Here is a 13,822-nt window from a genome sequence, read left to right on the forward strand (position 1 = left end):
TTAATATAGAATTAACTAATAAAAGCCCTGCTTTTTCTTACCTCCTTTTTTGCCGTAACCTCCTTTTTTTCCTCCTTTATATGACTTGTTGCCACCTCTTCGGTTTCCGCCACCGCCTTTATTGCCTCGACGTTTTTTTCCACCTTTTCCACCGCCACCGGCGCCTGGATTCTTGGAAACTTCCACGTTTATGAAGCGTCCTTCCAATTTAAAATCGGTAAAGGTTTGAAGGATGAATTCAGTGAGTTGGGCATCGGTATTAAAAAAGGAGAAAGAATCTTTGGTGTCCACATTGTAGACGTCTTCTTTTTCCAAGTTCAAGGTGTCTCTGAGGAAATCCTTCAGGCTCATCCAATCATAACCATCGCGTTCCCCAACATTGATAAAGTATCGTACGGAACCTTCCGTGGGTATATCACCTTTGGATGCACCATTTCCTCTTTCAGCATCTTGACTGTTGAGGTCTTTGGTCTTGCTATAATAATTGTAGAATTGGGTGAATTCTACTGAAAATATCTTCTTGATCAGCTCTTCCCGATCAACTCCTTCAAGTACATCGTTTATAGCAGGCAAATAGCTGTCGATTTCTGCGTTTACCTTGGTTTCTTTTATCTTATTGGCCAAGTGGTACAATTGAATCTCGCAGATTTCAATGCCGTCAGGAATCTTTTTGGAAATAAAATCTTGCTGTATTTTTTTCTCAATGGCCTTGATCTTCCTTAACTCTGAACGAGTGATAATAACCATGGAAATTCCGGATTTTCCGGCACGTCCGGTACGACCGCTTCGGTGAGTATAGGTCTCGATTTCATCGGGCAATTGATAGTTGATTACGTGGGTAACATCGTCCACATCGATACCACGGGCAGCCACATCGGTAGCTACCAACATCTGTACTTGTTTTTTACGGAACGAATTCATGACCAAATCACGCTGATTTTGGCTCAAATCACCATGTAGCGCACCGGCATTGTATCCATCTTCAATCAATTTTTCTGCCACACGTTGTGTATCTCTTTTGGTTCTACAGAACACTACAGAAAAGATACCTGGGTTGGCATCGGCCAAACGTTTAAGGGCAGCGTAACGGTCACGTCCACCTACTACATAATATTCATGTTGTACCGTAGAGGCGCCTGCATTTTTGGAACCAACAGTAATCTCTACTGGGTTGTGCATGAACTTTTTGGCAATGGTAGCCACTTCTTTCGGCATAGTTGCCGAGAACAGCCATGTAAACTTTTCTTTGGGAGTATTGGACAAAATGTCCTTGATATCCTCATAGAAGCCCATGTTCAACATTTCATCGGCTTCGTCCAGTACGCAATAGTCAATTTTGGAGATGTCCACCATGTTTCGGCCGATCATGTCCTTCATACGACCGGGAGTGGCAACAACAATCTGCGCCCCTCTTTTTATCTGTCTGGCCTGGTCGGTAATGCTGGCACCACCATAAATGGCAACAACATTGATTCCTTTTACGTATTTGGAATAAAGTTTTAATTCGTTGGTGATCTGTAAACAGAGTTCCCGAGTAGGGGAGAGAATCAATCCTTGGGTGGTTCTACTGTCGTGTTGGATTTTTTGAATCATCGGAAATCCAAAGGCAGCGGTTTTACCTGTTCCTGTTTGTGCCAAGGCAACCAAATCGGTTTCTTGGTCCAATAAAATTGGGATTGATTTTTCTTGTACTTCAGAGGGGGATTCAAATCCAAGGTCGGAAATAGCATCCAATAGGGGTTTGTCCAACCCCAAGGCTTCAAATTTTGTCATAGCGGTGTAAATACCTTAAATCGCAAATATGTTTGTGTTGTATAGAGCGATTTTTAGTATTTCCCGTTCAAGCCCATCACAACACCTTGCCCATACCGGCGGCGTTAATAAAGCGGCAAAGGTACACTTATTTTGATCGGTGCAAGCTAAGTTGCCTTCTTTTTTAAAAAATCCACCAATTTTTGTATGGCCCTACCTCGGTGACTAATAGCGTTTTTGGTCTCTGGAGGCAGCTCACCAAAGGTTTTGTTGTATCCATCAGGTCTAAAAATTGGGTCGTAGCCAAAACCTCCTTTTCCATGCTGTTCGGTGGTAATTTGTCCCTCAACAATGCCATCGAAAGTGAAACTTTCGCCTTTTAGGTTTAAATGGATCACGGTTTTAAAGTGTGCTGACCGGTCAGTACCATCCACCAATTCGGATAATAATTTAGACATATTGTTCTCGGCATTCTTTTGTTCTCCGGCATATCTAGCGGAATAGACTCCGGGCGCTCCGTCCAAAGCATCTACAAGCAAACCCGTATCATCCGAAAAGCAGTCCAACCCATAGGTTTGGGTTACAAAATCCGCCTTGATTTTGGCGTTTTCTTCTAGGGTGTCACCGGTTTCTGGAATTTCATCAAAGCATTCAATATCCTTTAAGGACAACAATTCAATATTTTCAGGAAGTAATTGCTGAACTTCCTTTAGCTTGTTGTCGTTATGTGTGGCAAAAACTAGTTTCAAATCAAAAAAGGGTTCTATTTGAGATTCAAAAGTAGTAATTTCGGGGTTTAACCAAGTTTATATGAAAATGAAAGTGCCACCTGCTTTGGTGATGTTGGTTTTTGGAGTTTTGATGTATGTTTTGGACAGGTTTCTGCCAGTAGGTGAGTTCGATTTTTTTGGGAAACATTGGCTCATGATAGTGTTGTTCGGTCTCGGAGTTTCAATAATTGTGATTTCCGTGATTCAGTTTTTGATAAAAAAAACTACAACGGACCCATTGAATCCAAATAAAGCATCCAAATTGGTAACCAATGGCATCTACAATTATACGCGTAACCCCATGTATTTGGGAATGTTACTTTTTTTATTGGCCTATGGTCTCAATCTGGGAAACGCCTTTAATACTTTAGTTGCGGCGGGATTTGTTTCCTATATGAACCATTTCCAGATTAAACCCGAAGAGGAGGCTCTTAAAAAAATATTTGGTCAAGAATATAATATCTATTGTAAGCTCACAAGACGTTGGTTTTAAGAAAGGGAAATTGAAAAATTCACTTTTTTGGGTGCTATTTAAAACAAATCGTAATGGTTTTTTGATTTATCTGTAAATGTGTAAGGTTTTTGGCATCTTCCGATTATAAGGATGGAATTAATGTTTAATTTTACACCTTAATTTTTTTGAAACGACCCATGGTAGAGACAGGACGCAAATATGTGTTCGATTTTGACAGTACGCTCACACGTGTTGAGGCGTTGGATGTTTTAGCTGAAATGACCCTGCAAGGCAATCCAAAAAGGAACGAGATCGTGGCGGAAATCCAAAAAATCACCAATTTAGGGATTGATGGGGATATTTCTTTCACGGAATCCTTGGAACGAAGAATTCGTTTGTTGAGTGCCAACAAGAGCGATTTGGAGAATTTGGTAAAAGAGCTCCGACAAAAAATCTCAAAATCGATTGAAGCCAACAAACAATTTTTTCACGAGTTCTCAGAGGATATTTATGTGATTTCCTGCGGTTTCAAGGAATTTATTGACCCAATAGTTGAAGAATACAACATTCCATCCGAAAGGGTGTATGCCAACACATTTAAATTTGATGCCGATGGAAATATTATCGGTTTTGACGAAACAAATGTTTTGGCCGCACACAACGGAAAAATAGAGTGTTTAAAGAACCTGGACTTGGAAGGCGAGGTCCAAGTAATAGGCGACGGTTATAGCGATTATGTAATGCGCGAGGCCGGAATAGCCCATAAGTTTTTCGCCTACACCGAAAACGTGCATCGCGAAAAGGCGGCAAGCAATGCCGACCACGTTACACCGAATTTAGATGAATTTTTATATATAAACGATTTGCCAAGAAACTTATCATACCCCAAGAACAGAATCAAGATCCTTTTACTGGAAAATGTTCATACTGCAGCTTTTGACAATCTTTCGGAAGAAGGATTTTCAGTAGAATTGATCAAAACCAGTCTTTCCGAAGATGAACTTATTGAGCGTATCAAAGGAGTTCATGTACTTGGAATCAGGTCCAAAACACAGGTGACCCAAAAAGTTTTGGATGCAGCCGATAAATTATTGGTGGTAGGTGCATTTTGTATCGGAACCACCCAAATAGACTTGGAATACAGCAAGAAAAAAGGGGTTGTGGTCTTCAATGCCCCATATAGCAACACCCGTTCCGTAGTGGAGCTTGCCATAGGGCAGATTATTATGTTGATGCGTAGTATTTTCCCAAGAAGCACGGAAATCCATAATGGAGAGTGGAACAAGACCGCTGCTGGATCGCAAGAAGTTCGCGGAAAAAACCTAGGTATTGTAGGTTATGGCAACATTGGTAAACAGATGTCCGTTTTGGCCGAGGCCATGGGGATGAAGGTGTATTATTACGATGTCGACGATCAGTTGGCCATCGGAAACGCCGTTAAATGCAATACATTGGAAGACTTGCTGAATGTTTCAGATGTGGTCACCTTACATGTTGATGACAATAAGGCCAATAAAAACTTTATAGGAGAGCGCGAGATCAACCAAATGAAGGATGGTGCAAAGCTCATTAACCTGTCTAGAGGTTTCGTTGTTGATATTGACGCTCTGGCATCTGCCTTAAAAAGTGGGAAATTGGGAGGAGCTGCTGTAGATGTTTATCCTTCCGAGCCACGTAGCAACGGAGAATTTCAAACCCCGTTACAAGGGCTTTCCAATGTTATTCTTACACCGCATATTGGAGGTAGTACCGAGGAAGCACAGCGCGACATTGCGGATTTTGTGCCAAACAAGATCATGGATTACATTAATACGGGAAATACGGTGGATGCCGTTAACTTCCCGAATATACGTTTGCCTAAACAGAACAAAGCTCATCGCTTCTTGCACATTCATAGAAATGTTCCGGGTATCATGGCCAAGATCAATGAAATATTGGCGCAATACGGACTGAACATTTCTGGTCAGTATCTTTCAACCGATAGTGAAGTAGGTTATGTAATCACTGATTTGGACAAGGAATATGACAAGGATGTAATCAAAGCGCTCAAGAAAATTGAGAACACCATCAAGTTTAGGGTGCTTTACTAGTTTATTAGACATAAGACACCATAAGACATAAGAGTCAAGATGTAATGATCAAATAATCAGGAAAAAGTCTTTTGTCTTGTCTTTTAAAGCGCAGCGGTCTTTTATCCAATTCATTGATGATGATAGGGCTCGTTCCTGAGAATAGTAAACCCTCTATAAATCTGTTCCACTATGAACAATCGCACCATTTGGTGGGAAAAGGTCATTTTGGACAAACTTATTTTACCTGAGCTCTTGGCATAGACGGCATCACTAAATCCATAAGGACCTCCAATGACAAGGACAAGGTTTTTAATGCCGCTATTCATCTTTTTTTGAAGAAATTGTGCAAAGTCCATCGAACTGTATTGCTTGCCCTTTTCATCCAGCAGTATCAAAGTGTCCGTGGGTTGCAATTGAGCTAGAATAAGTTCGCCCTCCTTATCCTTTTGCTGTACTTCGGAGAGGTTTTTACGGTTTTTGATGTCAGGAATGATGTCAATTTGAAACTTGATGTAATGCTTTAGCCGTTTCTCGTAAACAGTTATAAGTTCTTCAAGTTCAGACTTGTCGGTTTTTCCAATGGCAATCAAAGTAATCTGCATGCCCAAAAATAAACGTTTCAGCTTAAATTATGGGCACATAAGTCATGGTCAACGAACAATGTTTTTACTATTTTCGTTAAAAGCTCAATTGGATGATTTCCGAAGAACAATTTCAAAACGAACTGGATTTGATCATTGCCAATGCCGTAAGAGAGGACGTTGGTGATGGCGACCATAGCTCTTTATCCTGTATTCCTGCATCAGCTCGGGGAAAGGCAAAACTTTTGGTAAAGGATGAGGGCATTATCGCAGGTGTTGCATTTGCCAAACAAGTATTCGATTATGTCGACCCAAACCTTACTATGGAAATTTTGAGAGAAGATGGGGCCCAGGTTAAATATGGAGATATTGTTTTTTATGTGGAGGGAAGCTCCCAGAGCATATTAAAAGCAGAGCGCCTGGTGCTAAATGCCATGCAGCGTATGAGTGCCATCGCGACTAAGACTCAGGATTTTGTGTCCCTTCTGGACGGTACCGAGACCAGGATTTTGGATACCCGAAAAACAACTCCCGGTATTCGGGCCCTGGAAAAATGGGCGGTGAAGATAGGAGGAGGCGAAAACCATCGGTTTGCCCTGTACGACATGATCATGCTCAAGGACAATCATATCGACTTTGCAGGAGGAATCACAAAAGCCATTCAAAAAACACAGGATTATTTAGAGGAAAAGGGGAAAAACCTAAAAATTATAGTAGAAGCTAGAAATCTGGATGAAGTTGATGAAATATTGAAATCAGATGGTGTTTACCGTATCCTTTTGGATAATTTTGATTATGACGAAACCCGAGAAGCCGTCAAAAGAATAGGGGATAGGTGCCTCACTGAATCTTCGGGGGGAATAACCGAGGACACGATTCGAAAATATGCCGAATGTGGCGTGGATTTTATTTCCTCGGGTGCGCTTACCCATTCCGTTTATAATATGGATTTAAGCTTAAAAGCCGTTTAAATGTCAGCAGGCATCGAAGAGCAGTTAGAAAAAATACCTGTCATTAATTGGGTTGTCCGATTGATGAAAAAAATAAAGCTCAAAGCTTTTGAAGGACTCTCTTTGTATGATTTGATTGAAATGTACTTGCTGGGGATTGTTAAAGGGACTCTTTCATCCAGAGCCAGTTCCATTGCTTTTAGCCTGTTTTTGGCATTGTTTCCATTGCTTATTTTTTTGGTGACATTGATTCCTTTTATAATTCCGTACGTAAGTGTCGGCAATGCTAATTTTGACGCCCAGTTCTTAGACTTTTTGGAGTCTTTCTTGCCTTCTGCAACGAGTGATTATTTTGGAGATATCTACCAACAGATCAAGGATCAAAAACAAGGGGGATTATTGTCGTCTGCCTTTATTTTATCTATTTTTTTGGTGGCCAATGGTGTTAATGCCATTTTTGGTGGGTTCGAGAACTCGTACCATGTGGAACTTACCCGTAATTTTTTCCGTCAGTATGCCTATGCGCTTATGGTGGGGTTGATTCTTTCCGTTTTATTGATCGTAGGGGCCGTTGCCTTTGTGTATTTTGAGTTTTACATTGTGGAATACACCAGCGAGTATCTTGGAAGAAGGCTGGTGGGCTACGATGTGGAAAAAGGGGATACGGTGGGCATACAAATCGCCAAAGTGTTGTTTTTCTTGTTTCTATCCTATTTAACAACTGCGATACTGTATTATTTTGGAACTGCAGAGGGAAGAAATGCCCGTTTTTTTTCAGCAGGGGCCTTAATGACAACCCTTTTGTTCCTCCTCACGTCCTATCTTTTCGGTATTTACGTAGATAAATTTGCACGATATAATGAACTTTATGGTGCATTGGGCGGATTATTGATTTTAATGGTGTTTATTTGGTTAAATTCCAATATCTTATTATTGGGTTTTGAACTGAATGCAACCTTAAACTCACTAAAAAAGCGACATGAAAAGCAAAAGAATGAAGATTAAATGGATATGCGGAGTGTGTTTTTTGCTTTGTCAGATAACATGGTCGCAAAGTGTTTTTGGTAAATGGAAAACTATTGATGACCGTAACGGTGTGGAAAAGGCCGTTATTGAAATCTACAAGGAAGACGGTATGTTGCACGCCAAAGTGATAGAAATCCTAGAGGATGGAAAAAAAGGTGCACTGTGCACCAAATGTGATGGCGACAAAAAGAACAAGCCAATTCTAGGTATGAAGATCATGGACAATTTCGAGGAACACAAAGACGGTGTTTACAAAGGCGATAGTTTGTTTGACCCCGAGCAAGCCATGACTTTTAGAGGAAAAGTCTGGCTGGACGAGGAGAATAAAAACCGATTGAAGGTCAGAGGATATTTAGCATTTCTGCACAGGACCCAAACATGGCATAGGGTAGAAGAGAATTAATGTATGGATTATTTTTTGGATGTTGTTCTTCCCATTCCTTTGGAAAGACTCTTCACGTATAAAATTTCGCAGGCCGAAGCAGATTTTATAGAAGAGGGAATGCGCGTTGCCGTTCCCTTTGGTAAATCAAAGATATTTACTGCATTGGCCTATAGGGTGCATCAAAATGCTCCCGAAGCCTACGAACCCAAAGAAATTTATCAAATTCTTGATGAGCAACCTGTTGTGACCCAAATACAGTTGAAGCATTGGGAATGGGTGGCCAAATATTACATGTGTACGTTGGGAGAAGTCATCCGAAGTGCGCTGCCAAGTGCTTTTATGTTAGAAAGCGAAACGTTGGTTTTGCCCAACAAAAATACGGATGTAGACGAAGCAGAACTCACGGATGATGAGTTTTTGATATTTGAGGCATTGCAGCATCAATCCGCATTAAAAATTTCCGAGGTCAGTGACATTGTTGATAGGAAAAATGTATTGAAGCTTATCAATACGCTTGTCCATAAAGGAGTTGTGCTTCAAAAAGAAGAGCTGTACGAACAATACAAACCCAAACTGGTCCGCTACGTTAAGCTATCCGACCAATATGAGGACGAGCAGCAACTGGCAGAATTGTTGAATGGACTCACCAAGGCACCCAAGCAAAGCCAAGTGGTGCTTTCTCTTTTTCAGCTGAAATCCAAAAAAAGCAACAAACCTATCGCTTTTACCGAATTGGAAGAGGCGAGTGGGGCCTCACGTGCGGTGATAAAAGCACTTATAGATAAAAATATCTTGGAGGAATACCACATCCGAAAAGACAGGGTCGACTTTGATGAACGTTCCGAAGCATCCAAACATGTAGATTTAAATGAGCATCAGCATCAGGCTTTGGAAGCCATCAATATTGGCTTTTCGGAGAAAAAACCTGTTTTGTTGCATGGAGTTACATCATCAGGAAAAACAGAAGTTTACGTAAAACTCATTCAAAAATGTCTGGATAAAGGTAAACAAGCCTTGTATTTACTTCCGGAAATCGCATTGACTTCACAATTGATCAATAGGCTGCGGCATTATTTTGGACACCAGGTGGCCGTTTATCATTCAAAATATAGTATCCACGAGAGGGTAGAGGTGTGGAACAATGTCCTAAAGAGCGCAGAAAAGGCGCAAATTGTAATTGGCGCACGTTCGTCCTTATTTCTTCCGTTCACCAATTTGGGTCTGGTGGTAGTGGATGAGGAGCATGAAAATTCCTTTAAACAATTTGATCCTGCTCCTCGTTATCATGCCAGGGATGCCGCTGTGGTATTGGCTTCTCTCCATAAGGCAAATATTGTGTTGGGCTCTGCTACGCCTAGTATTGAGAGCATGTTCAATGCCAAGACAGGGAAATATGGTTATGCGGGCATATCGCATAGGTATGGAGATGTGTTGATGCCAGATATCAATTTGGTGGATATAAAGGAAGCGACCCGTAAGCGTAGGATGAAGGGGCATTTTTCGGAAATTTTGATCAAGGCCATTACCGAAGCTTTGGAAGAGGGAGAGCAAATCATTCTTTTTCAAAATAGGAGAGGATACGCACCGGTTGTGGAATGCACTACTTGTGGCCATGTAGCACAATGTCCTAACTGTGACGTAAGTCTAACGTATCATCAACACAGAAGTCAACTGCGCTGTCATTATTGTGGTTATCATATGGCCTTGCAACAGGCCTGTTTGGCCTGCGGGAGTCCTACTTTGGACAACAAGGGATTTGGTACGGAACAGATTCAACAGGAGTTGGGGCAGTTGTTTCCCGATGTTTCGGTGGGGCGGATGGATTTGGATACCACACGTGGCAAGTACGCTTATGAAAAAATTATTTCATCTTTTGAAAATCAGGAGATGGATATTTTGGTGGGCACACAAATGGTGACCAAGGGACTGGATTTTAGAAATGTAAGCTTGGTAGGTATCATGAATGCCGATTCCATGCTCAATTTTCCTGATTTCAGGGCCCATGAACGTAGTTTTCAAATGTTGACACAGGTGGCCGGTAGGGCAGGGCGTACCCAAAAACGAGGTAAAGTGCTTATTCAGACTTATAATCCGTACCATCAAATTCTACAGCAGGTAACTACGAACAATTATGATAAAATGTTCGAGGAACAGTTTTATGAGCGTGAGCAGTTTAAATACCCACCTTTGGTAAGGCTGATTAAAGTTACGCTAAAGGATAAGGATTTCAACAAATTGAACCAGGCATCGGATTGGTTGGCCGGTTCGCTGCGCAATGTGCTCGGCAACAACATTCTTGGTCCCGAGTACCCACCCGTTGCTCGAATCCGAAGAGACTACCTGAAAAATATAATGATCAAGATTCCTCACAAACAACCGCTGGCTCAAACAAAAAATAGCATTAAAAGAATTGAAAAATCCTTTAATGCTATTTCCAAGTATAAAAGTGTAAGACTGGTCTACAATGTGGACCACATATAATTATACGTTGGCCAGCGCTTCCGCCAGTTCTGTCTTTTTGTTTCTACTTAATGGAATCTGTCTGCCCCCTACTTCAACATTTTTACTGTTGAATTTCTCTATCTTCTCCAGATTCACAATGTAAGATTTATGGATACGTAGAAATTTTTCGGCAGGCAATTGCTTTTCAAAAGATTTCATGGTGGAAAGGATTACGATATTGGCTTCATCAGTCACCAATTTGATGTAGTCACCCAACGCTTCTATCCATTTAATATCGTTTAAGATAACCTTACGTTTTTTAAGGTTGCTCTTTACAAAGATGTGTTCCTCGTCCTCATCAACCCTGTTCATTTGCTCGTATTTGGCAACAGCTCTTTTTACGGAAGCTTCAAAACGGGCCAAAGTAATAGGTTTGTGAAGGTAATCGGTTACATCGTAGTCAAATGCTTTAAGTGCATAATCAGGTTTTCCTGTGATAAGGATTACCTGTGGTGGGTTCTCTAGGGCCTCTAAAAGGTCAAAACCACTGATAATCGGCATTTCAACATCTAAAAAAATGAGGTCGATTTCGTGGTTTTTAAGGCCATTTTTGGCTTCAATGGCATTGCTGTATTCAGCAACCAAAGCTAGGTGTGGATGATTGTTGACCAATTTCGCAACGGCCATGCGCTGCATGGAAGAATCGTCTACAATTATACTTTTTAATTTCATGAATGGGGTGATTTGTAGGGTTTTAAATCATCGGCAAATTACATAAAAAACACGTTTAGGAGCAACAAAAGATGTAAACATGGTCTATTTTGTTGTGTAAATTGCCATATGTGTTATTTAGGTTTAAAAGGTTTTTACTGTTGATAACTCATGTACTTAAACGAAGTTTTTTTACTTTTCTTGCAGGGTGAAAGAAATATTATTAATTTTGCGCTCCTTTAAAAATATATTATAATGAACCATTACGAAACTGTTTTCATTTTGAATCCCGTTCTGTCTGAGACACAGATAGAGGAAACAGTCAAGAAATTTGAGGATTTCTTGATTAAGAATGGTGCCAAAATGGTCTCCAAAGAAGATTGGGGACTAAAAAAATTGGCCTATCCCATTCAGCACAAGAAAAGTGGATTTTACCACTTGTTCGAATTCCAAGCGCCAGGTGAGGCAATCAGCCCTTACGAGTTGGAATTTAGAAGAGATGAGCGCATTATGCGTTTCCTGACCGTTAAATTGGACAAGCATGCAATTGCTTGGGCGGAGAAAAGAAGAAACAAACTAAAAGCAAAGGCATAAGGGTATGGCATCTATTGAGCAACAAGCAAAAGCAAAAAAAGACGGGGAAATCAGGTATTTGACCCCGCTTAACATTGAGACCAACAAGCAAAAGAAGTATTGTAGGTTCAAAAAATCAGGTATCAAGTACATTGATTACAAAGATCCTGATTTCTTGATGAAGTTGGTGAACGAGCAAGGTAAATTGCTCCCAAGAAGACTTACAGGTACTTCCTTGAAATACCAAAGAAAAGTGGCGCAGGCCGTAAAACGTGCCCGTCACCTAGCGTTAATGCCGTATGTTGGCGATATGTTGAAATAAAAAACACCAGAGAATGGAACTTATTCTAAAAGAAGATGTACAGGATTTGGGATTTAAGGATGATATCGTTACCGTAAAGAACGGTTACGGCAGAAACTTCCTTATCCCACAAGGTTTGGCCGATTTGGCTACACCATCCGCCAAAAAAGTTTTGGCCGAGAACCTTAAGCAAAGAGCTCACAAGGAGAAAAAAGTAATCGACGAGGCTACTAAGATTGCCGATGCGTTGAAACAATTGGAAATCAAAATTGCCGCTAAAGCCGGTGCCGGAGATAAATTGTTCGGTTCTGTGACCAATATCGACCTTGCTGCTGCTTTGGACAAAGAAGGACACCAAATCGACAGAAAATTCATCAATATCAAAGGTGGAGCTGTTAAAAGAGTTGGTCCTTACGAAGCGATTATCAGATTGCATAGGGAAGTCGTAGTTGAATTCCCATTTGAAGTGGTTGCGGAAGCAAACTAAACTTCTAAACATATAGAATAAAAAACCCCGGGCAATTTGCGCGGGGTTTTTTATAAAATCATTTTAAAGCTGAATTACTGCTGTTGTTCCAAAGCCGCTTTTAACCGTCCCTGTAGTTCTGAATCGCTTTGCAATGCCATGGCAATGGTTTGATACCTTTCCATACTCAACCCCTCATTGCTGATGATTTCTTCAATTTGTTGGGTGAAGCCTACCTGCATCTGCTGTATCTCGTTCATTAATTTGCCAAAGCGTTCCTTTTCCTCGTCACTGGCATCTACCGTTTTTTCGGGAGAAGCGGCAGCTTGGTACATTTCATTGAACCTATTTGCCTCAAAACCACTTTCTTCAACGGTTTTCATTACTTTTTGCTGCGCTTCCATATTCACTTTTTGGATGTCTTGGAAAGCGGCAGCTATCTTGTTCAGTTCCGTGTCGCTGACCTCTACCTGCTCTTGCGCGTTGATTTGGGAAAAAGCGGTCGCACCAAGGGTTGCCATGCAAACCATGAACGTTTTCATCGATTTTAAAAATGTCATTTTATCTTCTTTTAATACATGTTAATTTCCGAAACTAAAGTATTTATAAGGGCTTACCAAAGAATAGAGGTTAATATATACTTAAAGCTAGAGGTACAATCGAATAATTCTCCGCCATAAATTCGGTGCTTATAATAAGCCTTTTTATTTTTGCAGGATGAAGTACAGACGTTTGACAAAAGAGCAATTAGAAGAGCTGCACCCGGAATTCATCAACTTTTTGGCTACCCAGTCCATTACTGCGGAGGAGTGGGATACCCTTAAAAAGGAAAAACCAGAGGTGGCCGAGGAAGAAATCGATGTTTTTAGCGATTTGATATGGGAAGGTGTCTTGAACAAGGTGGAATATCTTGAAAATGTTTCCGAAAGGCATATGCACCTGTTCCATTTAACGGACAAGGAAATGAAGTTGCTCTCCGTTAAAATATTAAACCCGGAAATCGACCTCAGGACCGAGGTGGGCTTTGGCTGGTTCAAACGGAATTATCAGTCCGATTTTGTGGAATATCTTACGGCCTCCAAGGCTTATGGGGAAGATAAAAATGTGGACAAGTTTGAAATCATTAAACAAGGGGCCGTTATCACTAAAGGAGAACTGTATCAATGGTTTGAACAGATTGTGGAATAATTCAGATTTCAGACTTCAGATATTGGATTCAAGAAAAAATAAACCTGCTTGTCAGTTCGAGCGCAGTCGAGAACCTATTAAAAGAAGAATCTGATTAAGCCTTTACTCATTTGACCTTGACCCTTTAATCAAAACTGTATATTTACATAGG

At 40.8% G+C, this 13,822-nt stretch carries 15 protein-coding genes; 10 read left to right on the plus strand and 5 right to left on the minus strand.

What is annotated here, in order from left to right:
- Window positions 1-15: 15 nt before the first annotated feature.
- Both K1F36_RS05730 and K1F36_RS05735 read right to left on the minus strand, forming a co-directional pair.
- A complete protein-coding gene (locus K1F36_RS05730) occupies window positions 16-1,773 on the minus strand; it encodes a DEAD/DEAH box helicase (protein WP_220112944.1) in 1,758 nt (585 codons plus the stop codon).
- Between the two features lie 146 nt (window positions 1,774-1,919).
- Window positions 1,920-2,501: a non-canonical purine NTP diphosphatase gene (locus K1F36_RS05735; protein ID WP_220112945.1), complete on the minus strand. Its 582-nt coding sequence runs from the start codon at window positions 2,499-2,501 to the stop codon at window positions 1,920-1,922.
- Between the two features lie 61 nt (window positions 2,502-2,562).
- Between K1F36_RS05735 and K1F36_RS05740 the strand changes: the two genes are divergently transcribed.
- On the plus strand, window positions 2,563-3,015 hold the full coding sequence (locus K1F36_RS05740; protein WP_220112946.1) for a methyltransferase family protein: 453 nt from the start codon (window positions 2,563-2,565) through the stop codon (window positions 3,013-3,015).
- A gap of 158 nt (window positions 3,016-3,173) precedes the next feature.
- Window positions 3,174-5,066: a phosphoglycerate dehydrogenase gene (gene serA / locus K1F36_RS05745; protein WP_220112947.1), complete on the plus strand. Its 1,893-nt coding sequence runs from the start codon at window positions 3,174-3,176 to the stop codon at window positions 5,064-5,066.
- A 110-nt stretch (window positions 5,067-5,176) separates the two neighbouring features.
- Here serA and rlmH read toward each other — a convergent pair whose 3' ends face one another.
- Window positions 5,177-5,650 (minus strand): 23S rRNA (pseudouridine(1915)-N(3))-methyltransferase RlmH, encoded by a 474-nt coding sequence (rlmH, locus tag K1F36_RS05750; RefSeq protein ID WP_220112948.1) that lies wholly within the window; start codon window positions 5,648-5,650, stop codon window positions 5,177-5,179.
- A gap of 92 nt (window positions 5,651-5,742) precedes the next feature.
- Between rlmH and nadC the strand changes: the two genes are divergently transcribed.
- From nadC to priA, 4 genes are read left to right on the plus strand one after another with little or no spacing between them, the layout of a single operon-like run.
- Window positions 5,743-6,600, plus strand: a complete 858-nt coding sequence (gene nadC / locus K1F36_RS05755; protein WP_220112949.1) for a carboxylating nicotinate-nucleotide diphosphorylase — start codon at window positions 5,743-5,745, stop codon at window positions 6,598-6,600.
- The gene (locus K1F36_RS05760; RefSeq protein WP_220112950.1) at window positions 6,601-7,584 is read left to right on the plus strand and encodes a YihY/virulence factor BrkB family protein; all 984 of its coding nucleotides are present in this window, start codon (window positions 6,601-6,603) and stop codon (window positions 7,582-7,584) included.
- Window positions 7,559-8,008, plus strand: a complete 450-nt coding sequence (locus tag K1F36_RS05765; protein WP_220112951.1) for a DUF2147 domain-containing protein — start codon at window positions 7,559-7,561, stop codon at window positions 8,006-8,008. Before K1F36_RS05760 ends, K1F36_RS05765 begins: the two co-directional genes overlap by 26 nt.
- Before the next feature lie 3 nt (window positions 8,009-8,011).
- Window positions 8,012-10,471 (plus strand): replication restart helicase PriA, encoded by a 2,460-nt coding sequence (gene priA, locus K1F36_RS05770; protein ID WP_220112952.1) that lies wholly within the window; start codon window positions 8,012-8,014, stop codon window positions 10,469-10,471.
- On the opposite strand, the gene K1F36_RS05775 is transcribed toward priA, so the two are convergent.
- Window positions 10,472-11,164: a LytR/AlgR family response regulator transcription factor gene (locus K1F36_RS05775; RefSeq protein WP_100818563.1), complete on the minus strand. Its 693-nt coding sequence runs from the start codon at window positions 11,162-11,164 to the stop codon at window positions 10,472-10,474.
- A gap of 234 nt (window positions 11,165-11,398) precedes the next feature.
- Between K1F36_RS05775 and rpsF the strand changes: the two genes are divergently transcribed.
- The 3 genes from rpsF to rplI are packed head-to-tail and all read left to right on the plus strand — an operon-like array spanning window position 11,399 to window position 12,504.
- Entirely contained in the window at window positions 11,399-11,737 is a 339-nt protein-coding gene (gene rpsF, locus K1F36_RS05780; RefSeq protein WP_207033084.1) for a 30S ribosomal protein S6, read from the plus strand.
- Between the two features lie 4 nt (window positions 11,738-11,741).
- On the plus strand, window positions 11,742-12,038 hold the full coding sequence (rpsR, locus tag K1F36_RS05785; RefSeq protein WP_106145737.1) for a 30S ribosomal protein S18: 297 nt from the start codon (window positions 11,742-11,744) through the stop codon (window positions 12,036-12,038).
- A gap of 13 nt (window positions 12,039-12,051) precedes the next feature.
- A complete protein-coding gene (gene rplI / locus K1F36_RS05790; protein ID WP_220112953.1) occupies window positions 12,052-12,504 on the plus strand; it encodes a 50S ribosomal protein L9 in 453 nt (150 codons plus the stop codon).
- A 74-nt stretch (window positions 12,505-12,578) separates the two neighbouring features.
- Here rplI and K1F36_RS05795 read toward each other — a convergent pair whose 3' ends face one another.
- Window positions 12,579-13,043, minus strand: coding sequence for a DUF4168 domain-containing protein (locus tag K1F36_RS05795; RefSeq protein ID WP_220112954.1), 465 nt, complete (start codon window positions 13,041-13,043; stop codon window positions 12,579-12,581).
- Between the two features lie 157 nt (window positions 13,044-13,200).
- Here K1F36_RS05795 and K1F36_RS05800 point away from each other — a divergent pair, with 157 nt between their 5' ends.
- A complete protein-coding gene (locus K1F36_RS05800) occupies window positions 13,201-13,671 on the plus strand; it encodes a DUF6495 family protein (protein WP_220112955.1) in 471 nt (156 codons plus the stop codon).
- Window positions 13,672-13,822: the final 151 nt, after the last annotated feature.

The organism is Flagellimonas abyssi, from assembly GCF_019457905.1.
Classification (GTDB): domain Bacteria; phylum Bacteroidota; class Bacteroidia; order Flavobacteriales; family Flavobacteriaceae; genus Flagellimonas; species Flagellimonas abyssi.